16 protein-coding genes are annotated in these 23,449 nt (G+C 70.0%); 12 read left to right on the top strand and 4 right to left on the bottom strand.

Annotation, left to right across the window (positions count from 1 at the left end; translation table 11 throughout):
• The first annotated feature begins 186 nt into the window (after positions 1-186).
• From GA0070618_RS04915 to GA0070618_RS04890, 6 genes are all read left to right on the top strand, one after another.
• Positions 187-558 carry a DUF3499 domain-containing protein gene (locus GA0070618_RS04915; RefSeq protein ID WP_088980570.1) on the top strand — a complete coding sequence of 124 codons (372 nt, stop codon included), beginning with the start codon at positions 187-189 and terminating at the stop codon, positions 556-558.
• Positions 559-945: 387 nt separating this feature from the next.
• Entirely contained in the window at positions 946-2,130 is a 1,185-nt protein-coding gene (locus tag GA0070618_RS04910; protein WP_088980569.1) for a polyamine ABC transporter substrate-binding protein, read from the top strand.
• Positions 2,130-3,281, top strand: coding sequence for an ABC transporter ATP-binding protein (locus tag GA0070618_RS04905; RefSeq protein WP_172900260.1), 1,152 nt, complete (start codon positions 2,130-2,132; stop codon positions 3,279-3,281). The genes GA0070618_RS04910 and GA0070618_RS04905 overlap by 1 nt, the downstream gene beginning before the upstream one ends.
• A 61-nt stretch (positions 3,282-3,342) precedes the next feature.
• Positions 3,343-4,266, top strand: coding sequence for an ABC transporter permease (locus GA0070618_RS04900; RefSeq protein WP_172900259.1), 924 nt, complete (start codon positions 3,343-3,345; stop codon positions 4,264-4,266).
• Between the two features lie 52 nt (positions 4,267-4,318).
• Positions 4,319-5,128, top strand: a complete 810-nt coding sequence (locus tag GA0070618_RS04895) for an ABC transporter permease (protein ID WP_088980567.1) — start codon at positions 4,319-4,321, stop codon at positions 5,126-5,128.
• Positions 5,129-5,189: 61 nt separating this feature from the next.
• Complete coding sequence (locus GA0070618_RS04890) at positions 5,190-5,864, top strand: G5 domain-containing protein (RefSeq protein ID WP_088980566.1); 675 nt, start codon at positions 5,190-5,192, stop codon at positions 5,862-5,864.
• Positions 5,865-5,941: 77 nt separating this feature from the next.
• On the opposite strand, the gene GA0070618_RS04885 is transcribed toward GA0070618_RS04890, so the two are convergent.
• The 3 genes from GA0070618_RS04885 to GA0070618_RS04875 form a co-directional block, all read right to left on the bottom strand.
• Positions 5,942-6,322 carry a DUF779 domain-containing protein gene (locus GA0070618_RS04885; protein ID WP_088985290.1) on the bottom strand — a complete coding sequence of 127 codons (381 nt, stop codon included), beginning with the start codon at positions 6,320-6,322 and terminating at the stop codon, positions 5,942-5,944.
• A gap of 143 nt (positions 6,323-6,465) precedes the next feature.
• Entirely contained in the window at positions 6,466-7,971 is a 1,506-nt protein-coding gene (gene adh / locus GA0070618_RS04880; protein WP_088980565.1) for an aldehyde dehydrogenase, read from the bottom strand.
• A 44-nt stretch (positions 7,972-8,015) separates the two neighbouring features.
• Positions 8,016-9,317, bottom strand: coding sequence for a sigma-54-dependent transcriptional regulator family protein (locus GA0070618_RS04875; protein WP_088985289.1), 1,302 nt, complete (start codon positions 9,315-9,317; stop codon positions 8,016-8,018).
• A 134-nt stretch (positions 9,318-9,451) separates the two neighbouring features.
• On the opposite strand from GA0070618_RS04875, the gene pglW reads away from it, so the two are divergent.
• Positions 9,452-13,576, top strand: a complete 4,125-nt coding sequence (gene pglW, locus GA0070618_RS04870) for a BREX system serine/threonine kinase PglW (RefSeq protein ID WP_088980564.1) — start codon at positions 9,452-9,454, stop codon at positions 13,574-13,576.
• A 334-nt stretch (positions 13,577-13,910) separates the two neighbouring features.
• Positions 13,911-14,723, top strand: coding sequence for a hypothetical protein (locus tag GA0070618_RS04865; RefSeq protein ID WP_143740230.1), 813 nt, complete (start codon positions 13,911-13,913; stop codon positions 14,721-14,723).
• 89 nt (positions 14,724-14,812) lie between these two features.
• Here the strand turns inward: GA0070618_RS04865 and GA0070618_RS04860 are convergent, their stop codons facing one another.
• Positions 14,813-15,583, bottom strand: coding sequence for a DUF4352 domain-containing protein (locus GA0070618_RS04860; protein WP_231931608.1), 771 nt, complete (start codon positions 15,581-15,583; stop codon positions 14,813-14,815).
• Between the two features lie 315 nt (positions 15,584-15,898).
• Between GA0070618_RS04860 and GA0070618_RS04855 the strand changes: the two genes are divergently transcribed.
• Genes GA0070618_RS04855 through pglX form a run of 4 tightly spaced genes read left to right on the top strand, consistent with a single transcriptional unit; the run spans position 15,899 to position 23,308 of the window.
• On the top strand, positions 15,899-17,176 hold the full coding sequence (locus tag GA0070618_RS04855) for a DUF3696 domain-containing protein (RefSeq protein WP_088980561.1): 1,278 nt from the start codon (positions 15,899-15,901) through the stop codon (positions 17,174-17,176).
• A complete protein-coding gene (locus tag GA0070618_RS04850; protein ID WP_088980560.1) occupies positions 17,166-18,008 on the top strand; it encodes a hypothetical protein in 843 nt (280 codons plus the stop codon). The genes GA0070618_RS04855 and GA0070618_RS04850 overlap by 11 nt, the downstream gene beginning before the upstream one ends.
• A gap of 13 nt (positions 18,009-18,021) precedes the next feature.
• Positions 18,022-19,764 carry a DUF262 domain-containing protein gene (locus tag GA0070618_RS04845; RefSeq protein WP_088980559.1) on the top strand — a complete coding sequence of 581 codons (1,743 nt, stop codon included), beginning with the start codon at positions 18,022-18,024 and terminating at the stop codon, positions 19,762-19,764.
• 34 nt (positions 19,765-19,798) lie between these two features.
• Positions 19,799-23,308, top strand: a complete 3,510-nt coding sequence (gene pglX / locus GA0070618_RS04840) for a BREX-2 system adenine-specific DNA-methyltransferase PglX (protein WP_088980558.1) — start codon at positions 19,799-19,801, stop codon at positions 23,306-23,308.
• Positions 23,309-23,449: the final 141 nt, after the last annotated feature.

The raw sequence follows: 23,449 nt of genomic DNA, 5'->3' as shown, positions 1-23,449 counted from the left end.
GTCCCCGTCCCCGCTGGCCTGCCGCTCCGGCACTCCCGTGAGCGCGGGCCGGGTGTGTCGCGCCCGTTCTGCGGCGATCCTTCCCCGCCGCCGGTGCCTCCGGCGGCCGAATTGTGATCTCGCTGACGGGCGTGTCGCACCGTGAACCAGTGCGGCGGACCCGGTAATGGAGATACCCTGCCGCACGTGAGGTCATCACGGCGCTGCTCCAGAAACGGCTGCCCCCGGCAAGCGGTCGCCACATTGACCTATGTCTACAACGAGTCGACCGCCGTCGTCGGTCCGCTCGCGGCCTTCGCCGAGCCGCACACCTACGATCTCTGCGAGCCGCACGCGCGGAACCTCACCGCACCCCGGGGCTGGGACGTCGTTCGGCACGAGGGCGAGTTCGAGCCGCCCCCGCCGACCACCGACGATCTGGTGGCGCTCGCCGAGGCGGTCCGCGAGGCGGCCCGCCCCGCCCCCCGCCCCCCGCAGGACCACTCGAACCAGGACCAGCCCCAGGCGCCCCAGACCGGCCGCCGGGGTCACCTCCGCGTCATCCCTCCCACCCACTGACCCACCCTTTCGTCCCGCACGTTCCGTCCCGCGCGGCTCGTTCCGGGCAGGGCACCTTTTCGGCGCAGGGCACCGTTTCCGGGGTGGTGGCCACCTGGGTGTTCGGATCCTGTGGAGCTGCCCCGCTGGTGCTACCGCACGGTCACGGGCGGGCAGGTGGGCCGGCGGTAGCGAAGACGGGGCAGCTCCAAAGGACCCACATGACACGGTGTCTGGGCTGCGCCCGTCGCTCGTCACGGCGTGCGTCCAGGGCGGAGGGGCAGAGGGATGGCCCGGTCCGCACCCGCTGGCGTACCCCGAGGGTTTTGCATGCCATTATCGTTCGACCCGTCGCCCGGCCCCTCCGCCGGCGCACCCCTCGCCGACGACGACCCCAGGAGCCGTCACATGCGTAGTCACCCCCGGACGGTTTCCCGGCGTGGCCTGCTCTCCGGTGCGCTCGGCTCGGCCGCGCTGCTCGCCGGGGGCGGGGCCCTCGCCGGCTGCGGCACCGAGGCGGCCCAGCAGACCGAGGCGGGCTGTGTCAGCGAGGACCGCTCCGCCACCGAGAAGAAAGTGATCTTCTCGAACTGGCCGCAGTACCTGGACGTCGACTCCGCCGACGAGTCGAAGCGGCCGACCCTGGACGCGTTCCAGGCCGAGACCGGGATCCAGGTCACCTACACCGAGGACATCAACGACAACAACGAGTTCTTCGGCAAGGTGCGCAACCAGCTCGCCGGCTGCCAGAGCATCGACCGGGACCTCATCGTGCTGACCGACTGGATGGCCGCCCGGATGATCCGGCTCGGCTGGATCCAGAAGCTCGACCCGGCGAGGCTGCCCAACGTCCAGGCGAACCTGCTGCCGTCGTTGAAGGGGCGCTCGTTCGACCCGGAGAACCGGATCGCCGTGCCATGGCAGACCGGCCTCGCCGGCCTGGCTTACAACGGCAGTGTCACCAAGGAGATCCGCACCGTCGACGAGCTGCTGACCCGCCCCGACCTCAAGGGCAGGGTCACCGCGCTCAGCGAGATGCGCGACACGATCGGACTGCTGCTCCAGGCCAAGGGGCACGACCCGGCCAACTTCACCGAGGCCCAGTTCGACGACGCCCTCGCCACGCTCAAGCGCGCGGTGGACAGCGGGCAGATCCGCCGGTTCACCGGCAACGACTACGCCCCGGAACTGGCCCGGGGCGACATCGCCGCCTGCATCGGTTGGTCGGGTGACATCATCCAGCTCGGCTTCGAGAACGAGAAGATCAGGTTCGTGGTGCCGGACTCCGGCGCCATCCTCTACTCCGACGACCTGCTGGTGCCGAACCGGGCCACCCACCGGGCCAACGCCGAACAGCTGATCGACTACTACTACCAGCCGGCGGTCGCCGCGAAGCTCGCCGCGCACGTCAACTACATCTGCCCGGTGCAGGGCGCGCAGGCCGAGATGGAGAAGATCGATCCGGAGCTGGCCGCCAACCCGCTGATCTTCCCGGACGACGCGATGCTCGCGAAGTCCACGGTCTTCATGGCGCTCAGCGAGGAGCAGGAGAAGACGTACGAGTCGAAGTTCCAGCAGGTCGTCGGGGCGTGATGGCGACCCAGACACCCCCCGGGGACCTGAGACTGGTCGACCTGACCAAGCGGTTCGGTGCCGTCACCGCCGTCGACGACCTCACCCTCACCGTCCCGCAGGGGTCCTTCTTCGCCCTGCTCGGGGCATCCGGTTCCGGCAAGACCACCACCCTGCGCATGGTCGCCGGGCTGGAGGAACCAACCGCCGGGCGGGTCCTCCTCGGCGAGCAGGACATCAGCCGGCTGCGCCCGTACCGGCGGCCGGTCAACACCGTCTTCCAGAGCTATGCTCTCTTCCCGCACCTCGACGTCGCCGAGAACGTCGCCTTCGGTCTGCGCCGGCGGGGCATCCGTCAGGTCCGCCCCCAGGTCGAGCGGATGCTCGCCCTGGTGCAGCTCGACGGGTTCGAGCGGCGTCGCCCCGCGGAGCTCTCCGGCGGGCAGCAGCAACGGGTCGCGCTGGCCCGCGCACTGATCAACCAACCTCAGGTGCTCCTGCTCGACGAGCCCCTCGGCGCGCTCGACCTGAGGCTGCGCCGGCAGATGCAGAGCGAACTGAAGCGGATCCAGACCGAGGTGGGCACCACCTTCGTACACGTCACCCACGACCAGGAGGAGGCCATGACGATGGCCGACACGGTCGCGGTGATGGACGCCGGGCGGATCGAACAGATCGGCACCCCCGCCGACCTCTATGAGTTCCCCGCCACCGTGTTCGTGGCGAACTTCCTCGGCCAGTCCAACCTGCTCGCCGCCGAGGCCGCCGGGCCGACCGGGAGCGAGGTCGCGGTGACCGCGCACGGCGCGCGCTTCACCGTGCCCGTCGCCCGCGCCCGCGTCGACCGGGGGCCGGTCCACCTCGGGGTACGCCCGGAGAAGCTGCGTCTCGCCGCCTCCGCCGACCAGGTCCCCGCCGGGCACCAGCACGTCGCCGGAGTGGTCGGCGACGTCGCCTACGTCGGGGTGAGCACCCAGTACCTGGTCCGCACCGGTGCCGGAGCCGACCTGTCGGTGTTCTCGGCCAACAACGGCACCGAGGGGCGGTACCCCGTCGGCGCGTCCGTGGTCGCGTACTGGCGACCGGAGCACGCCTTCCTGCTGCCCCGCGCCACCGGTCCGGCCGACCGGCGCAGCCCGTCGCGGGACGAGCCGGTGACGGTGGCCCCGTGACCGCCCCCGCCAACGCCGCACCCAGGTCACCCCACCGGGCCGGACCCCGCCGGGTCCTGGCGTGACCGCGTTCGCCCACCTGCCGGGCGGCACCGGCCCGACCACCGGGACCACCTCGGCCCGTCCACCGCGCCCCGGGCGGCACCGGCTGCTGCCGTACCTGCTCCTGCTGCCGGGGGCGGCCTGGCTGACGGTCTTCTTCGTCGTGCCGCTGGGTCAGCTCGCCGCCGCCAGCCTCTACGACCCGGCCGGCTCGCTGGCCACCGGGTACGCGATGACCTGGGCGTTCGGCAACTATCCGGACGCGGTGGCGACGTACTGGCCGCAGTTCGGACGCTCGTTCCTCTACGCCGGCGCCGCGTGCGCGCTGGCGCTGCTGCTCGGCTACCCGCTGGCGTACGCGATCGCCCGGAAGGCGGGACGCTGGCGCAACGTCCTGCTGGTGTGCGTGGTCGCCCCGATGTTCACCAGCTTCCTGGTCCGTACGCTGGCCTGGAAGACCATCCTGTCGGACAACGGCGCCCTGGTCGGGCTGCTGCGCGACGTCGGTCTCCTCGACGCCGACGGGCGGCTGCTGGCCACGCCGGTCGCGGTGGTGCTCGGGCTGACGTACAACTTCCTGCCCTTCCTGGTGCTGCCGCTGTACGCGAGCCTGGAGCGGCTCGACCCGCGGCTGCTGGAGGCGGCGGGCGACCTGTACGCCGGCCCGACGCAGACGTTCCGCCGGGTCGTGCTGCCGCTGTCCATGCCCGGCCTGACCGCCGGGACGCTGCTCTTCTTCATTCCGGCCAGCGGCGACTACATCAACGCCGAACTGCTCGGCACGCCGAACGAGTACATGATCGGCAACGTGATCGACTCGGCGTTCCTGGTCCGGCTGGACTACCCGCAGGGTGCCGCGCTCTCCTTCCTGCTGATGGCGGCGGTCCTCGCGGTGGTCTTCGGCTACCTGCGCCACAGCGGCGCTGGGAAGGGGCTCCGGTGAGCGCGAGGAGCGCAGCGCGGAGCCCTTCAGCCGCGAACGAAGAGTGGCCCCGATGACGCGCGCCCTCCGCTGGCTGGCCGACCGATGGGTGGTCGGGGTGGCCGTGCTCGTCCTCGGTTACCTGCTCCTGCCGGTCGCCGTGGTGGCCGCCCTGTCGTTCAACCGGCCGGCGAGCCGTCTCTCCTACGACTTCCAGGAGTTCACCCTCGACAACTGGCGGAACCCGTGCGCGAGCGTCGAGATGTGCGACGCGGTGGTCCGTAGCGTGCAGATCGGCTTCCTCGCCACGGTGGCCGCCACCGTGCTCGGGACGCTGATGGCGTTCGCCCTGACCCGGCACCGGTTCCGTGGCCGGGCCACCGTCGACGTGCTGGTCTTCCTGCCGATGGCGACCCCCGAACTGGTCATGGGCACGTCCCTGCTCGCCCTCTTCGTCTCCGCCGGTGTGCCGCAGGGCTTCTGGACCGTCGTCGTCGCCCACGTCATGTTCTGCCTGTCGTTCGTGGTGGTGACGGTGAAGGCGCGGCTGACCGGCATGGACCGGCGGCTGGAGGAGGCCGCGATGGACCTCTACGCCAGCGAGTGGCAGACCTTCCGGCGGGTCACCCTGCCGTTGGCGCTGCCCGGGATCGTCGCCGCCGCGCTGCTCGCCTTCTCCCTCTCCTTCGACGACTTCATCGTCACCAACTTCAACGCCGGCAGCACGGTCACCTTCCCGATGTACGTCTGGGGTGCCGCCCAGCGGGGCATCCCGCCGCAGGTCAACGTGGTCGGCACCGCCATGTTCGCGATCGCCCTGCTCCTCGTGCTGTCCACCACCGTCCGCACCTCCCGATCCGCCAGCCGCCCGACTCCCGGCTAGCCGGTGGGGTGGCAGCAGCTTGGCCATTGCCACCACGTGCGATGCGATCGAAACTTCCTTCATGACGTCTTCTCGGTCGTCCCGTCGCAAGGGCGCCGACCGGCCGCGTCCGGCCAGCGGCGGCTCCGGTGGCCGGACCACGGTGGCGCTCCTCGCCGGGATGCTCACCTTCGTGCTCACCTGCGGCGCGGAGCTGACGGTGGTCGGCGCGCTGTTCGGCATCCGCCCCGGCGGGGCACCGGCGGCACAGGGACCGCTCGCGGAGTGGTCCGGCCCGGACACGCCGCCGCCCACGCCGGCGACCGGGAGCCCGTCCCCGCCGGGAAAGGTGGAGACGAAGCAGGTCACCGAGACGGCCCGGATTCCCTTCCCGGTGCAGATCGTGGACGACCCGGCCCTGCCCGAGGGGCAGCAGAAGGTCCGCATCCGGGGGGTCACCGGGGTGAAGACGCTGACCTACGAGGTGATCCATGTCGACGGTGAGCCGACCGACAAGCGGCTGCTCCGCTCGGCGGTCACCCGGGCCCCGGTCACCCAGGTGGTGGCGGTCGGGACGGCCACCACGGCGGCGTGCGACCCGAACTACAGCGGCTGCGTGCCGGTCGCCGAGGACGTCGACTGCGCCGGACGGGGCGACGGCCCGGCCTGGGTCACCGGCACCGTCAAGGTGACCGGTTCCGACGTCTACCGCCTCGACCGCAACGGCAACGGCGTCGGCTGCGACGAGAAGAACTGATCCGTCCCGGAGACGATCGTGGTGACGACCGGCCCCTCCGGGGGCACGTCGCCACCACGATCCACGCCCGCGAAGCGTCAGGTGGCCAGATCGGAGCGGATGAGGAAGCGGACGCCCTCCGGGGCCTCCAGTGAGAATCCGCTGCCCCGGCCGGGCACCACGTCCACGGTCAACGTGGTGTGCCGCCACAGCTCCCACTGGCTCGCCGACATCCAGAACTCGACCGGCTCCGGAACCCCCTCGACCTCCAGAGCCGCCAGCCGGACGTCCGACGCCCCGGTCCGGAACTCGCCGGCCGGGAAGCACATCGGCGCGCTGCCGTCGCAGCAGCCCCCGGACTGGTGGAACATCAGCGGCCCGTGCTGCCCCCGTAGCGACCGGATCAGCTCGGCCGCCGCGGGGGCCAGGGTGACGGGTGACGCGGTGGCACCCGACCGTCTCCCCGGGCCGGGCGACACCCCGCCGCCCGGCCCCCCGGGCACCACCGCGTCGGGACCGCTGGGCACCACCGCGTCGGGACCGCCGGACACCACCGCGTCGGGACCGCTGGGCACGACCGCGCCCGGCCCGCCGGGCTTCGCCGCGTCGGGGCCGCCGGACATCAGAAGAAGCCGAGCTTCTTGGTGGAGTAGCTGACCAGCAGGTTCTTGGTCTGCTGGTAGTGCTCCAGCATCATCTTGTGGTTCTCCCGGCCGATGCCGGACTGCTTGTACCCGCCGAACGCGGCGTGCGCCGGGTACGCGTGGTAGCAGTTCGTCCAGACCCGGCCGGCCTGGATGGCCCGGCCCGCCCGGTACGCGGTGTTCATGTCCCGGGTCCAGACGCCGGCACCCAGCCCGTACAGGGTGTCGTTGGCGATCTTGACGGCGTCGGCCAGGTCGGCGAAGGAGGTCACCGACACCACCGGGCCGAAGATCTCCTCCTGGAAGATCCGCATCGAGTTGTCGCCCTCGAAGACGGTCGGCTGCACGTAGTACCCGCCGGACAGCTCACCGCCCAGGTCGGCGCGCTCGCCGCCGGTGAGCACCTTCGCGCCCTCCTTCCGGCCGATGTCCAGGTACGACAGGATCTTCTCCAACTGGTCGTTGGACGCCTGCGCCCCGATCATCGTCTCGGTGTCCAGCGGGTGCCCCTGCCGGACGGCCTTCGTCCGCTCGACGGCGGCGGGCAGGAAGTCGGCGTAGTGTCCCTGCTGGACCAGCGCCCGCGACGGACAGGTGCACACCTCACCCTGGTTCAGGGCGAACATGGTGAACCCTTCCAGCGCCTTGTCGAAGAAGTCGTCGTTCGCCGCGCTGACGTCGTCGAAGAAGATGTTCGGGCTCTTGCCGCCCAGTTCCAGGGTGACCGGTTTGATGTTCTCGCTGGCGTACTGCATGATCAGCCGCCCGGTGGTGGTCTCCCCGGTGAACGCCACCTTCGCCACCCGGGGCGAGGACGCCAGGGGCTTGCCCGCCTCGACGCCGAAGCCGTTGACGATGTTGACCACGCCGGGCGGGAGCAGGTCGGCCACCAGCGAGAGCCAGTAGTGGATCGACGCCGGGGTCTGCTCGGCCGGCTTGAGCACCACCGCGTTTCCGGCGGCCAGCGCCGGGGCGAGCTTCCAGGTCGCCATGAGCAGCGGGAAGTTCCACGGGATGATCTGCCCGACCACGCCGAGCGGCTCGTGGAAGTGGTACGCCACCGTGTCGTCGTCCAGTTCGCCGAGGGAACCCTCCTGCGCCCGGATCGCCCCGGCGAAGTACCGGAAGTGGTCGATGGCGAGGGGGATGTCGGCGGCCAGGGTCTCCCGGACCGGCTTGCCGTTCTCCCAGGTCTCGGCGACCGCGAGGTCCTCCAGGTGCTCCTGCATCCGGTCGGCGATCCGGTTGAGCAGCAGGGCCCGCTCGGCCACCGGCGTGCGTCCCCAGGCGTCGGCCGCGCCGTGCGCCGCGTCGAGTGCCTTCTCCACGTCCGCGGCGGTGCCCCGTGCCACCTCGCAGAACGTCTGTCCGGTCACCGGCGTCGGATTCTCGAAGTACCGGCCGCCGTGCGGTGCGACGTATTCACCGCCGATGAAGTGGTCGTACCGGGACTGCCAGTGCGTCGGCGCGTCGTAGCGCGTCATGGGTACCTCCGCCGTCCGTCCGGAAGGATGTGACGGCGGCCACGCTAGTTACCGGGACGTTGCAACGACGTTGCGCCGGTGAGTCCGTACTCCCGCATGAGCTGCTGGACCCGGGCCGTCGCGAGCGGCCGGCGGGGCGCGCCCGGCGGCAAGGCCCGCGCCAGCGCCTGCCACGCGGCCAGGTCGTCGGCCCCGGCGGGCGTGGTGGTCCAGGCCGTGAGCAGCGCCGGGTCATCGCCGGCCAGCACCGCCGCGCGTACCTGCCCGTCGACCAGCCGGCGCAGTCGCGCCACTCCCGGCGCGTCCGAGGCGGGCAGCAGACTTCCCGGGTACGCGTCGAGCGCGCCCGCCACCTCACCGCGTTCCAGCAGTTCCACGACGGTACGGAAGTCCGCCCGGACGGTCCCGCGCAGCCGGTACGGGCGGGAGTCGAGCAGCTCCGGGCCGAGGATGCGGCGCAGCCGGGACATCTCGGCGCGCAGGGTGACCGGGTGCAGCCGGTCGTCGCCGTAGAGGTCCAGGCCGAGCTGCTCCCCGGTCCGCCCCTCCGGATGCTGGAGCAGCAGCACGAGCAGTTCGCTGTGCCGGCGACCGAGCCGGACCCGCCGCCCGGCGACCCGCAGTTCCGCCTCGTCCCGCCCGAGCGCGGTCACCGTGACCACGTCCGGCTCGACCGGCCCGCCCTGGCCCAGCGGCCCGGCCAGCCACGCCTCGGCCGCCCGCGCGGTGGCCCGGACCAGCGCCAGGCTCTGCGGGTTAGCCAGGTGGTCGCCGCCGGTGATGTCGACCGCGCCGAGCAGTCGCCCGGTGAGCGGGTCGTGGATCGGCGCGGCGGCGCAGGTCCAGGGCTGGACCGGCCGGCTGAAGTGCTCGGTGGCGAAGATCTGCACGCTGTGGTCGACCGCGAGGGCGGTGCCCGGGGCGTTGGTGCCGGCGTGCGCCTCGTCCCACCGCGCGCCGGGCACGAAGTTCATCCGCTCGGCCCGCCGCAGCACCCCCGGATGCCCCTCCACCCAGAGCAGCCGCCCATACGCGTCGCAGACCGCCATCAGGTGGGCCCCGTCCTCGGCGATCCCGCCGAGCAGGTCCCGGAAGAGCGGCAGCACCCGGGCCAGCGGATGGGCCGCCCGGTAGCTCTCCAGGTCGTCCCCGGTCAGTTCGACCGGCGGGGTGCCTTCCGGGTCGAGGAGCGCCCCGACCGAGCGCCGCCACGACCGGTGCACCACGTCGCGTACCTGTCGTTGGCTGGTGCCGCCACTGAGGAAAGCCTCGTGGGCAGCACCGACCTGGGCGATCCGTTCGCCGGGATCGGCACCGAATTCCAGGGCGAGCCACGGGTCAGCCACGGCCACCTCCTCCCGCCCATCGTGACCCAGCTCACCGCCGGTCGCCAAGGGCAGCCCCGGACACGGTCCGTGCCCAGCGTCCGGTCACCCCGGTAGTCTCCCGGCAGAAACCGAGGGAACGGAGGAGCGACCGGATGCGTGAGGACTCGCCGCGCTGGAAGCAGATCAACCCGAGTTCCCACGTGCACGAGCAGGACGGCCTGCGGGAGCTGGCGAGTTACCTGCCGGACATCGACCCGTACCACGTCTGGGCGAACGTCGAGTTCGTCGGCACGGACGGCTCGATCAACGAGGTCGACGCCCTGGTGCTCACCCCCAGCGGGCTCTACGTGCTCGAACTCAAACACTGGCAGGGCACGATCAGGGGGGACGGCACCCAGTGGGTGCGCCGTTTCTCGTCGTCCCGACTGATCCCCGAGGACAACCCCGCCATCCTGGTCAACCGCAAGGCCCGGCGGCTGGCGAGCGTGATGCGCTACTACGCCCGGCAGCAGGGCCGCCAGGACCAGGTGCCGTACGTCGGCGCGGCGGTCTTCCTGCACGCCCGGGACATGCGCGCGGAGCTCGACCCGATCGGTCGCCAGCACGTCTACGGGTTGGACGGCCATCCGTCGTCCGGGCTGCCCAGCCTCAAGCAGGAGCTGCTGCTGGCCCAGCCGCGTGACCCGGTGGACCGGATCGACCCGGATCGGGGTCGACAGATCGTCGACCTGGTCCGTGCGGCGAAGATCCGGTCGTCGGTGGCCGACCGCAAGGTGGGGCAGTTGCTGCTGCATCCCCGCCCGTTCGCCGAAGGGCTCGGCTGGCAGGATTTTCTGGCTGGTCACACGCTGGACACCGGCCTCGTCCGCCGGGTGCGGTTCTACCTGGCCAGTCGGGCTGCCGAACACGAGGTGCCGGCGATCCGCAGGGCAGCCGAGCGGGAGTTCCGGCTGCTCCAAGGCATCCACCACCCGGGCATTGCGCGGGCGTACGACCTTGTCGACCACCCGTGGGGGCCGGCAGTCGTCTTCGACCACGACCCCGGGTGGGTGCGCCTGGACCAGTGGCTGCGCCGGCGCGGGGACACGCTCACGTTGGCGCAGCGCCTACGGCTGGTGCAGGACCTCTGCGAGATCATCGAGTACGCCCACGCGCGGCGGCTGGCACACCGGGCGCTGTCGCCCCGCGCGGTCCACGTCGACGACCCGGACGGCCCCCGGCCGAAACTGGTGGTCACGGACTGGCAGGCTGGTGGCCGGCTGGCCCACGCGACCCGGCTGACCCGGCTCGGCCCGTCCAGCGACCCGGCCAACCTGGAGCTTTTCTTCGACGACGAGGTGCGCCGTTACCAGGCACCGGAGGCCAGCACCGCCGCTCCGTCGCCGGGGCACCAGCTCGACGTGTTCGCTCTCGGCGCGTTGGCGTACCGGATCTTCGCCGGGGTGGCACCGGCGAACACGCCGGAGGAGCTGGCCACCGCGGTCCGTGACAGCGGCCTGCACCTGGACGCGGCGGTGGACGGCATGCCGGACGCCCTGGTCACGACGGTCTACGACGCGACCCGGGGCGACCCGGCGCAGCGGCTGGCCGGGGTGTCGGCGATCCGGGCCCGGTTGGAGAAGGTCTGGGAGGACCTGACCGCCCCCGAACCGGAGCCGGTGATCGACCCGCTGCACGCCCACCGGGGCGACGTGCTCGACGGCGGCCTGACCGTGAAGGCCCGGCTGGGCTCGGGGGCGACGGCCGTCGCCCTGTTGGTCACACCGCCTTCCGGTGGTGAGCCGCTGGTGCTCAAGGTGGCCCGGGACGAGCAGCACTCCGAACGGCTGGTCGCCGAGGGACGTACCCTCGCCAAGCTGAAGCATCCGCAGGTGGCCGCGCTGGTCGGCGAGCCGCTCCAGGTCGGCGGGCGGACGGCCCTGCTGATGGAGAGCGCCGGTGCGCGCACCCTCGCGGAGGACCTGCGGGGCGGCCGGCTCGCGCTGGACCTGCTGGAGCGCTACGGCCGGGATCTGCTCGACATCGTCGCCTACCTCGACGGCCAGGGCATCTGGCACCGGGACCTGAAACCGGCGAACCTGGCGGCCCGGCCGCGCCCGAAGGACAAGCAGCCACACCTGTGCGTCTTCGACTTCTCCCTTTCGTCGGCTCCGGCCGACCAGCTCGTCGCCGGCACGGTCGGCTACCTGGACCCGTTCCTCGGGCCGCCGGCCCGGTTGCGGTACGACGCGGCGGCGGAGCGCTTCGCGGCGGCGGTGACGCTCTACGAGATGGCCACCGGAACCCTGCCGAAGTGGGGGGAGAACGCCAACCCGGCGGCGGTCAGCGACGAGGTGACCCTCGATCCGGCGGCGTTCGATTCGGCGGTGGCGGACCGCCTGGTGGAGTTCTTCGCTCGCGCGCTGGCCCGGGACGCCGCCCGACGCTTCGACACGGTCGACGAGATGACCGACGCCTGGCGGGCCATCTTCCAGCAGGTCCCGCAGTCCGCGCCGACCCCGGGTCGACCGGCGGTCGGGTTGAACCGGTCGTCACCGCTGGCCGCCGCCGAGCTGACCGCCCGTGCCCGCTCGGCGCTGGAACGCCTCAACGTACACACCGTCGGGGAACTCCTCGACGCCGAACCGTCCGCGCTGACCCGGGCGAAGGGCGTGCCCGACGCCACCCGCAAGGAGATTCTCGCGCAGGCCCGGGTGCTGCGTGCCCTACTGCCCGGCGGGGAGCAGCCGGACAGCGACACCGGGGACTCCGGGGACCGGCCGCTGGCGCACGGCGTCGAAGCGCTCGCGGACACCCTGTTGCCGCCACCGTCGTCACGCAACCGTCGGCTCGTCGCGGTGCTGCTCGGGCAGGCGCCCACCGAGGACGGTGCGTTCCTGCGCTGGCCGTCGCAGAGTGAGGTGGCCCGCGCGACCGGACGGACCCAGCCACAGGTCTCCGTCCTGCTCGCCAAGCAGGCCCGGACGTCGTGGTCGACGAACCCGGCGTTGCGGGCGGTGCGCGAAGAGATCGTGACGCTGCTCGACTCCCGGGGCGGGGTGATGTCCGCCGAGGAACTGGCCGAGGCGGTGATCGCCGCCCGAGGTTCCCACACCGAGGGTCCGCGCCGGCTGCCCCAGGCGATCGGGCTGGTCCGGGCGGCCGTGGAGGCGGAACTGACCACCGGTGGTGACGCCCGGGTGGCGATCCAGCGGCTCCGCAGCTCCAGTACGGTCCTGGTGGGCCGGGAACCGGACGACCCGTCCTCCGACGTCACCGCCGCCGACCTGCTCGGCTACGTGGTGCGTCTGGGGCGGCGGACCCGGGAGCTGGTCGCGGCGGATCCGCTGCCCACGCGGCAACGCGCCGTCGAGGAGCTGCGCCGGCTACCCGCTCCGTCCGGCATGGCGCTCCCCGGTGAGCTGCGCCTGCTGCAACTGGCGGCGGCGGGCAGCAACGGCGAGGCAGACGTCAACGCGCAGGGGCAGCTCTACCCGGTGGGGATGGCGGCCGAGCGGGCACTACGGCTCTCGGCGGGCATCCTGCTCGGGCAACGGCTCACCCCGGACCAGATCCGCGACCGGGTCCGCACCCGCTTCCCCCGGGCGGAGGAGCTGCCGGGCCGCCCGACGTTGACCGACCTGCTCGCCGCCGCCGACATCCCGCTGACTTGGTATCCGGCGGACCGCCACTATGGCCCGCCGGCCGCGCCGGCCGCGCCGACCAGCACCCGGCTGGTTACCACGCACGCCCCGCTGCTGACCCTGGACGCCGCCGACGAGGTGGGGGCGAAGCTGACCTCGGCGGTGGAGCGGCGGGCGTTCCTGGCCGTGCTCGCCCCGAGGCGCCGGCTCGCCCAGGCCCGGCGGGCGCTGCTGGACCGGCTGCCGTTGACCGAGGTGGACGTCACCGCGACCCTCCTGACCGAACTACGGGCGCTCGGCTTTCCGTGGGAGGCGATCGTCGCCGCCGACAACGGCTCCCCGACCGACGCCGACTTCCGCAGCCTGACCGAGCTGGTACAGCACCACGTCGTACCGGCGGTGTCGGCGGCGGTGGCCGCCGCCGACGGCCCGGTGCTGCTCACCGAGGCCGCGCCGCTGGTCCGCTACGGCCAGCTCCGGCTGCTCCAGGAACTGGCCGACCCGACCCGTTCCCGCCCGGCGGCGCGGTTGCTGCTGGTGGCCGCCCGGCGGGCCGAACCGGCGATGCTGGACGGCGTGCAACTGCCGTTGACCGCCCCGGCCAGCCAGTCGGTCTGGCTGGCCGACCCCTGGCTGGACCGGGTCACCGCCTGAGGTCGCCCCGCCGCTGTCAATACCGTCTACTTCGGACCTGGTCAGGCCTAGACTGATGTCCGGTCCACCAGACGAGGGCCGGACACAGTGGCCGGAGGGAAAGACGACCAGGCGGGGGCACCGGTAACGCTGGTGTCGGCGCGTGGCGCGGCGGGGAAGAGTAAGTTGGCGGTCGAGCTGGCGACCAGGCTGGACGCCCCGCTGTGGCGACTGGAACGCGACAAAGCGGTCAGCGCGCGGTCCCTGGAGTACGTGCTCGGTGGCTATCTGGGCACCTACGACGTACGGAGCCGGTTGGGCGGGGGGGGGGGGGGGGGGGCAACAGCCGCTCATCGTGGTCGACTCGCTGGACGAGGCGCGCGCCCGGGTTTCCGGGGTCGACGAGGTCAGGACGGACGAGTACGAGGTGACCTTCCTGATCAGAGGCGGCAGCGGGGGAGTGAGGTCAGCCACCTTCGTACTCCTGCCGGAGAACGCCGGGGAGTTGCACATCCTGGGTCCGCTCGCCGAGCTGTCGGTACGCGGCAGCGGCACGGTCGTGGTGCCGGGGCAGCCTCAGGGCACCGTACTCGGCCCCGAGCTGTTCATCCGTGCGGCGAACGTCCGCGTCGACGGCCCGGCGCTGGAGTTCGCCCGGAGACCCGATGGCAGGGTCTCAGGTGGTTCGGCGGAGCCGTCGGTGGTGATTGAGGCGACCAGCTCGCTTCAGCTCCCTCACGCCGCGAGCCAGTTGCCGGTCGACGGTGAGCTCGAATTCCGCGTGCCTTCGACGATCAAGCTCTCCTATCCCTGGGTTGCTTTCCGCGCGGAGCTCGTCGAGGACGAGAACCCGGACCAGAAGGTGATCCGCTTCCTGAACAAGCTCATGAACCTCACGCGCAGCCACGGACATACCGGCGAGCGGGGCGTGTACATCAAGAAGTTCGAGGGCCGCCAGCCGTTCCTGCCCGCAGAGTTCAACAAGGCCATCCAGGTGCTCGTCGAGGAGAACGTGGTGCGTCGTGACGGCTACATGGTCTTCCTGCGGGACGAGTGGGAGGCGCACCGGTACAGCGGCAAGGCGCTGAAGGGGCAGCGGCAGCTTCACGAGGTGTGGAACATCTGGGCACCCGTCGCCAAGCTCATCGAACAGCGGATCGCAGGGTAACGCGGGTGGTTGCTCGCGTCTTGCTCTCCTGAGTAGCCGGAAGCCGTCCCACCGGCCCTGGTGCCGGCGACGGCTTCCGGCGCGGCGGGTCAGAGCGTGACGACGGCGTCCTCGGCGAGGGTGAAGAGCCCGGCGTCGAAGGTGATGCTGGTCAGCTTCGTGCCCTTGGGCACGTCGAAGAAGACGAACGCCCGGATCGAGTTGCCGGGGTTGATCTCTTCGAGGAAGCCCGCGCCGCTCTTGTTGCCGTACATGCCGGCGGTGCCGTCGGCGCTGTACTCGCGTCCGCCGCCGTCCTGGGCGGTGACCGTCCCGTCGGCGTGGAAGAGATGCGCCTTCTTCGTCACGTTCTTCACTGAGATGTCGGCCCGGCAGAACGTGCCCTGCGCCTTCGTGTTGAGGAACGAGTCGCCGACGGACCCGATCCCGCACTTCACCCCGTGGATGGTGAACTGGAAGTCGCCGCCGCGCACCGGCTGGCCGATCTTGTACGTCTTCGGGCCGTCCTCGGTCGGCGACGGCTTCGGTTTGGTCGGTGCCGCTGTGGTCGGGGCGGCCGACGGCGGTTCTGCCTCGGTGACGGGCGGTGGGGCGGTGGTGGCCGTCGCCCCGGTGGTGGTGTCGGGGTCGCTGGCGAGGGCGATGACCATCGTCCCGCCGCAGCAGAGCAGCACCGTCACCGCGCCGCCGATCAGGGCCGGGACCAGCCACCGCTTCTTCCTGGCCGGGGCCACCGGGAACGGCTGGCCCGCAGGGCCGGGGTACGCCATCGGTGCCGGCGGCTGCTGACCCGGCGGATATGCGGGAGGCAGGTCGCCCTGGTGCGGCGGCTGCTGGTCGGGGTGGCCCGGAACGCTCACGATAATCTCCACAATGGTTGCCGCGCCCGTCCCCACAACGGTGGCGCCGGAACGACCCTGCCAGAGCGCTTCCAGGTCGCCATCAACCTGTCCGGCCGGACAGTTCACCATGTGGCTTATCGAAGTTGACCGGACGCGGACAAACGGCGGAGCGTTCATGTGACAGTCCGCGAATATCCCCAGGCCACTCGGTGTGACCCCGCCGGGCGTCGGAGCTGCGACGGGCGGCCGGTGTCAGACTGCCGACACTGCGCTGGTCCCGAGGTCAGTCCTGCGACTCTACAAGGGACCGACTGATGTGATACGACTTCACGAATGCCGCTGCGCAAGATCGTGCTGGAGAACTACCGCTGTTTCCGGGACCGCCAGGAAATCGAGCTGGCCCCGGTGACCGTAGTGCTCGGCAAGAACAACTCCGGCAAGAGTGTCCTGACCCGCGCCCCCCTGGTCATCGCCACCGGCCTCAACACGACGAGTTCGGCTCCGCTCGATCTGGACAGCCTCGATCCCCAGCCGGTGGACGGCTTTGCCGACCTGATCTTCGAGCAGAGCCCGCACGGCAGGTTCCGGATCGGTGTCGAGGTGGACGGGCGAGACGGTTTCAGCCTCGAAGCGACGATCCAGAACCTCGACGACCTGCGGACCGCCTTCGTCCGGGACCTGACCCTCCGCAACAAGAATCTTGACCTGTCGCTCGCCTGGACCGGCGCGAGTTCGGGTTCCGACCGCTTTGACTACCAGCTCAGCCTGGCGGGCCAGGAGCCCGTCGTACGCCCGATGATCTTCCATGGCCTGGTGCCAATGCAGCTGAAGGGCTACCTAGGGCCAGGGATGTCTATCCGAGATTTCGGCACGATTTCGCCACCCGAGCTCACCCTTGGGCAGGTCCGCTACCTCAGTTCCTTCCGGCAGCGGCCGGAACGGCAGCACCGGCTGCCGCTCGGTACCCCCGGTGCGATCGGCGAGCAGGGGCAGGGCGTCGCCGGACTCCTTGCCGACGACCAGGCACGCCGCAACGGCGAGTTGCTCGCCCGGGTCAACGAGCATCTCCAACTGATCGTGCCCGGCTGGCGGATCGAGGAGATTGAGTCCGGCCCGCTCTGGTCGACGGTGCTGACCCGGGAGGGCAGTCCGGTTCGGGTCAACCTGGCCGACGCCGGGACAGGGCTGTCGCAGGTCCTGCCGATCATCGTGCAGTGCGCGTCGGACGGGCTGTACGGCCGGAAGGCAGCCCTCCAGATCGTCGAGGAGCCGGAGATGCACCTGCATCCGGCTGCCCACGCGGAACTCGCGGACGTGTACCTGCGGACCGCACAGAAGACCGGCACCCGCTTCCTGATCGAGACGCACAGCGAGACGCTGCTGCTCCGGCTGCGACGGCGGATCGCCGAGCAGAAGGACGGCATCACGCCGGACATGGTCAAGGTGTACGTCGTCGAGCAGATCGACGGAGTGTCCACGGTCCGGCAGGTCGGCATCGACCGGTTGGGCAACCTCGACGAGGACTGGCCGGAGGGCTACTTCTCCCAGGACTACCACGAGGTGCGGGCGCTCGCCGCCGCCCAGTTGAAGCGGGGCGGCTATGCGTCTTGACATCGAACCGGAAGTCTTCCGTTCCGGCGACCCGACCACCGTCACCCACCTCATCGCATTGGTCGTTCAGGGCCAGCACGACTGGCGGCCGGGGCTGACGGTCGCGCTCCTGGCGGGCCGGTTCATACAGAGGCATGCGCCGGTGTACGCCGAATTCATGGAGAAGGCGCTGGTGGAAGCCGCCAATCCGGTGCCGCCTGCCCCACGGGTCGCCCGGGTCGAGGCGGCGAACCTACGCGAGATCTTCCTCGACCTGCGGAAGGCCGCCGTCCTGATCGTCGAGAACGTGCTCGGTGAGGGAAACTTCGTCGGAGCCGTCGCGGCAGCCCTGGGCGACCAGCGGATCGTCGAGGCGCTGAAGGACGAGAACGGCTGGCTTCGGCTGGGCGGTCCGGGTGGCTTCGGCCAGATGCCCGCGCTGGCGGTCCGGGAGTGCGACGGCTTCAAACTGGTGAAGCGGGTCGCCATGGTCGTCGATAGTGACCGCAGCGAGCACGGACAGGAGAGCCCACGCCAGAAGACCGTCGAGAAGGCCCGGCTCGCCGGCGTCGACGAGATCCATATGTTGGCCTGGCGAATGATGGAGAACTACGTCCCGTTCCGGGTCTGGCACCGGCACTTCCCGGTCAAGGACGAGCAGATCAGCAAGCTGCGGGGGATGATCCCGCAGCAGCGGGGCTACCACAACCTCAAGAAGGAGTTCGGCTCCCGGATGCCGAAGCAGATGTTCCCCGACGACCTGTCCCTCAGCGAGGACGACTTCGCCGAGCTGGGGCCGGACGTGGTGGCGGAACTGAGGGAACTGCTCGCGATGATCCATCGAATTCTGTAGGACACTGACTCCCATGCTCCGCCACCAGGCCGACATCCGGCCCGATCCGACGATCGTCCTCATCGACGACCTGTTGAACGACATGGCCCGGGGCCAGGTGAGAATTCCAGCCTTCCAACGGCCGTTCGTCTGGCGTCCGCCGCAGATGCTCGAGCTCTTCGACAGCATCGAGCGTGGCTATCCGGTCGGCAGTCTCCTGCTGTGGCAGCCCGACGAGCCGGTGGAATCGTTGGAGGAGATCGCCGGCCTGGAGATTCCGCCTCCGCCGCCGAACCGGACCATCTCCTACGTCCTGGACGGCCATCAACGGCTGTCGACCCTGTTCGGTGTGCTGCACCGGCTGTCGGGCGAGCGTTCCCGCTTCGATGCGGACGAGGACCAGGAGTGGAGATGGCGGATCTACCGAGATCTGCGCGAGGACCCGTTCGACACGGACCGCTACCGGCACCTCCGCCCCGAAGTGCGATCGGCTCCGCCGTACCTGTTGCCGCTCGCTGCGGTGATGCGGACGATGGACTTCCTCGGCCACTTCCGGGAACTCGAACTGATGGACCTGCCCCGCCGGCAGATCGACGCCCTGACGCGCGAGGCGGAGGCGGTCGCCCAGCGCATCAAGAGCTACAAGATGACCGTGGTCAAATTGCCGGGAGCCAGCATCGACCAGGCCGTGAACGTGTACGCGCGGCTGAACCGGAGCGGCACCAGGATGGACCCGGACCAAATGGTGTCGGCGTTGACCTACCGGCCGGAGCAACGCTCGCTGGCGAACCGGATCGACGACATCGTCTCGTCCGTCGCCGAAGACGGCTTCGGTGAACTGCCCCGACTCGCGGTGTTCCGTTCGGTGCTCGCGGTGGCCGACGAACCCGACGTCATGTCGCCCCGGTGGGAGGCGGTGGCGCGGCAGATGCAGAACCGGCTGCACGACGCGGTGCCGGCCGCCGCACGGGCGATCGAGGCGGCGGTGGGTTTCCTCAGGTCGGCAGTGCCCCTGCCGCTGGCCCGACTGCTGCCCTACTCACACCAGCTCGTCCTGCTGGCCAAGTTCTTCCACCACTGCCCGCAGGTGAGCTTGAAGCACCTCCACGAGCTGCGCCGATGGTTCTGGCTGACGTCGTGGACCAGCGCCTTCGGCGGGGCCACCTCGACGTTGCTCCGGCTGGCGCTGCGCAACATGCGGGACTACGCGCTGGGCGTCGCTGACCTGGAGCTGCCGGAGGCCGAGGCGCAGCCCATGCCGGAGTCGTTCAACCTCAACAGCGCACGGACCAAGGCGTACGTGATCTGGGAACTGCGGGAGTTCCGGAATCGCCTCGACGCGCTGGGGCAGCCCTTCGACGTGGTGAAGGAGTTCGCGGCCGGCGGGGCACAGAGCTACCGGCAGGTCGTTCCGGGAGACAGACGGCCGGCGAACCGGCTGATCCTGCCGACCACACCCGGGGTGCGGCTTCTCGATGCCCTGGACAACCTCGAACTCAGCGCCGGGCAGTCGAGGACTGAACTGGACGATGTGTGGCAGGACCTCCTCACCGCCAGATATCCCGACGCACATGTTCTCTCCCGCGCCGAACAGGTGCTGCACAGCCACGGCATCCCGGTGATCGCCTGGCACCGACTGCGCGACGGAAAGCGGACGCTGTTCCTGGACGACCGGTCGCGTTTCCTCAAGGAACGGCTCTGGACGTTCGCGGAGCAGGTCGGCGTACCGCTGGGCTCCGCAGTCCAGGAGGGGGCGTCCGACGACGACTCGGAGTAGTGGGAGTCCGGGTGGGCGGCCGTAGAATGCGGCGGTGATCGAGCTGAAGGCGCTACAGGGGCAGGTCCGGAACCTGGCGGAGGATCTGCGGTCGCAGGTCGCCGCGATGCCGGGGCTCCGCGCCGAGTTGCGCCAGGAGCACGAGAAGGCGCAGAAGGCCGAGCGGGTGGCCGGCACCTTCGAGTCGTGGCTCGACGACATTCTCGACCAGGCGGCGGTGGCCTGGGTGCTGGGCTGCATCTTCGTACGCTTCTGCGAAGACAACGGGATGGTCGGGGAGTTCTGGATCGGCGGACCGGAGCCGGCGGCCCCGGCGGAGAAGGCGTTGGAGCGCCGGCAGGCCTACCTGGTCGGCAACCCGCTGGAGAACGACCGGGAGTGGCTGCGCGAGGCGTTCCGCTACCTGCGGCGGATGCGCGCCACCGCGAAGATCTTCGACGGGCACAACCCGGTGTGGCGGTTCGACATCTCCGGGGCCGCCGCGGAGCGGCTCAGTGACTTCTTCCGGCGGGGAGCCGGCTACGAGTCGCTGCGCGACCCCGAGTTGAAGACCCGATTCCTGGGCGACCTCTACCAGGAACTCTCCGCGCACGCCAAGAAGACGTACGCGTTGTTGCAGACGCCGGAGTTCGTGGAGAGTTTCATCCTCGACCGGACCTTCGAGCCAGCGGTCAGCGAATTCGGCCTGGCCGACACGAGCGTCATCGACCCGACCTGCGGCTCGGGCCACTTCCTGCTCGGGGCCTTCCACCGGCTGGTCGACAAGTGGCAGCACCGCGAGCCGGCCACCCCCGTCGGGGTGCTGGTGGAACGGGCGCTCGGCCAGGTGACCGGTGTCGACCTGAACCCGTTCGCGGTGGCCATCGCCCGGTTCCGGCTGCTGGTCGCCGCGATGAAACTCTGCAACCTACGCCGGCTGGAGGACACCCCGGCCTTCCCGGTCCGGGTCGCCACCGGCGACTCACTGCTCCCGTGGGGCGACATCAAGTCGCGGGCGCAGGGCGACCTGATGGCGCTCATCGAAGAAAAACCGATGTTCGCGTACGAGAGCGAAGACGCCGACCTGCTCAAGGACTATCTGGCCGAGGGGCAGTACACGGTGGTGGTCGGCAATCCGCCATACATCACCGTCGCCGACAAGGCCCGAAACAAGCTCTACCGCAGCATCTATCCCACCGTCTGCCACCGGCAGTACGCCCTGACCGTGCCCTTCGCCAAGCGCTTCTTCGACCTGGCGAAACAGGCGGACACCGACGGCGATGGTGCTGGATTCGTCGGTCAGATCACCGGCAACGGCTTCATGAAGCGCGAGTTCGGCAAGAAGCTGGTCGAGGACTACTTTGCTGACAAAATTGAGTTGACCGAGGTGGTCGACACTTCCGGTGCTTACATTCCCGGGCATGGAACTCCGACGGTGGTCCTGATTGGGCGGTCCCGGAAGTGGCGCCGTTCGGCTAGCCTTCGCGCCGTGCTCGGCATCCGAGGGGAACCAGCTACGCCAGCGGACCCGGCGCAAGGAATGGTCTGGAAGAGCATCACCTCCAACATCGATGCACCTGGAGTGGAGAACGCTTATATAAGTGTCCTGGATGTTCCCCGGGCGAATCTGTCCCGTCACCCGTGGAGCCTTTCGGGTGGCGGGGCAGCGGCACTTATGCAGCAACTCTCTGCGGTTGGCAGTAGGCGCGTCGCCTCCTTCGTCGCAACCATCGGTCGCGTCACCCACACTGGCTCGGATGACAGCTACTTCGCTCCTTCTGATACCTGGCGGCGCTATGGTTTGCAGCCGGAGTCTGTCATAGATCTGGTTGCGGGGGATGTTGTTCGTGATTGGCTCATCGCGCCCGAGGTGGAAGCGATGTTCCCCTACGATTCCAATCTGGAACCCTCCCTTCGGGACGAGGCGCTTCATCGGATGCTCTGGCTTACATGTGCTGTTTTGGAGGAGAGGCGAGAGCCGGGCGGAACTCATGCGGAGATCGGGCTTACCTGGTATGAGTGGAGCAGGTGGCATCCCGAACGGTTCTCGGTACCCCTCGGTATCGGAATGGCCTTTGTGGCGACGCACAATCATTTTGTGTTGGATCGGGGTGGGAAGGTCTTCAAGCAGTCGGCCCCCGTTATCAAGTTGCCGGCGGGGGCGACGGAGGACGATCACCTGAAGCTGCTCGGCGTCCTCAACAGCTCGGCCGCCTGTTTCTGGCTGAAGCAGGTGAGTCATGCGAAGACCGGAGCGGACAATTCCAGTGGGGGTGGAAACCGGTGGAGCCCTGAGCCTTGGTTCTCCTTCTACGAGTTCACCGGGACGAAGTTGCAGGAGTTTCCGCTGCCGGGGGCGTACCCGTTGGAGAGGGCGCGGAAGCTGGACGAGCTGGCGCAGCGGCTCGCCAGCGTGACCCCGGCGGCGGTCGCGGCCTCGGGGGTGCCAACCGCAGCGCGGCTCGCGGAGGCCGAGCGGAAGTACCACGCGATCCGGGGGCGGATGATCGCATTGCAGGAGGAGTTGGACTGGGAGGTCTACCGGCTCTACGGGCTGATCGACGAGGACCTGACCTGCGCTGACCCGCCGGAGCTGGAGTTGGGGGAGCGGGCGTTCGAGATCGTGCTCGCGGCCAGTGGCGCGGACACGGAGTGGTTCAACCGGCACGGCTCGAAGCCGATCAGTTCCCCGCCTGCACACTGGCCGGCGGACTATCGCAAGCTGGTCGAGCGGCGGATCGATGCCATGTCGGCAAACCTGCACATCAAGCTGGTCGAGCGCCCGGAGTACAAGCGGCGGTGGAACAGCAAGCCTTGGGCGGAGATGCAGAAGGCAGCACTGGAGAGCTGGCTGCTCGACCGGCTGGAGTCGCCCGAGTTGTGGGGTGGCATGCCGACGCCCCTGTCGGTGGCGGAGATCGCGGACCGTCTGCGTGGCGACGAGGAGTTCCGCGCGGCGCTGGGCCTATGGGTCGGCCACGATGACTACGACCTGCCAAAGACCCTCAACGCCCTGGTCGCCGAGGAGCACGTGCCCTACCTGCCGGCGCAGCGCTACAAGCCGTCCGGGCTGCGTAAGCGGGCTCAGTGGGAGCGCACCTGGGCGTTGCAGCGCCGTGAGGACGCGGGGGAGAAGGTCACCATCGAGGTGCCGCCGAAGTACACGTCCGCTGACTTCGCGCGGCCGTCGTACTGGAAGGCTCGGGGCAAGCTCGACGTGCCCAAGGAGCGTTTTGTCTCCTACCCGGACGCCAAGCAGGACGGCGACGTGACCGAGCTGATCGGCTGGGCCGGATGGGACCATCTAGAGCAGGCGCAGGCTCTTGCCGGTGTCTACATGGAACGGAAGAACCAGACCGGCTGGCCGGCACACCGGCTGTTGCCGCTGCTCGCCGGCCTGGTCGAGATCGAGCCGTGGTTGCACCAGTGGCACACCGACAAGCAGCCCGGCTACATGACGTCGCCAGCAGACTTCTACACCACGTTCATCGACGGTGAACTGGCCCAGCTCAGTTCGGACCGGGCAGCGCTGGCACTGCTACGCGGCGTACCGGAGTTATCGTGACCAGCTGCCCGGTGTCGGGAATCCGACTCCAGTTGGTGCCAGCCACTACGTAGTCCTACATTGCTCGATGGTTGCTCCGTGCTGAAGTTCAGCTTGGCTATCTCCCAGAAACCCGTGATGGTCTTCGGCAATCCCGAATAT

The sequence above is a fragment of the Micromonospora echinospora genome (genome assembly GCF_900091495.1).
GTDB classification, from domain to species: Bacteria; Actinomycetota; Actinomycetes; order Mycobacteriales; family Micromonosporaceae; genus Micromonospora; species Micromonospora echinospora.
The sequence above is the reverse complement of the archived record's forward strand: the minus strand, read 5'-3'. Positions and strand labels throughout refer to the sequence as shown.

What these genes read in the sequence shown, in the direction of transcription:
- GA0070618_RS04850 (WP_088980560.1), top strand. Translation starts at nt 17,166, where the DNA reads ATGCGTCTTGACATCGAACCGGAAGTCTTCCGTTCCGGCGACCCGACC.
- GA0070618_RS04890 (WP_088980566.1), top strand. Translation starts at nt 5,190, where the DNA reads ATGACGTCTTCTCGGTCGTCCCGTCGCAAGGGCGCCGACCGGCCGCGT.
- GA0070618_RS04910 (WP_088980569.1), top strand. Translation starts at nt 946, where the DNA reads ATGCGTAGTCACCCCCGGACGGTTTCCCGGCGTGGCCTGCTCTCCGGT.
- GA0070618_RS04845 (WP_088980559.1), top strand. Translation starts at nt 18,022, where the DNA reads ATGCTCCGCCACCAGGCCGACATCCGGCCCGATCCGACGATCGTCCTC.
- GA0070618_RS04895 (WP_088980567.1), top strand. Translation starts at nt 4,319, where the DNA reads ATGACGCGCGCCCTCCGCTGGCTGGCCGACCGATGGGTGGTCGGGGTG.
- pglW (WP_088980564.1), top strand. Translation starts at nt 9,452, where the DNA reads ATGCGTGAGGACTCGCCGCGCTGGAAGCAGATCAACCCGAGTTCCCAC.
- GA0070618_RS04905 (WP_172900260.1), top strand. Translation starts at nt 2,130, where the DNA reads ATGGCGACCCAGACACCCCCCGGGGACCTGAGACTGGTCGACCTGACC.
- adh (WP_088980565.1), bottom strand. Translation starts at nt 7,971, where the DNA reads ATGACGCGCTACGACGCGCCGACGCACTGGCAGTCCCGGTACGACCAC.
- GA0070618_RS04855 (WP_088980561.1), top strand. Translation starts at nt 15,899, where the DNA reads ATGCCGCTGCGCAAGATCGTGCTGGAGAACTACCGCTGTTTCCGGGAC.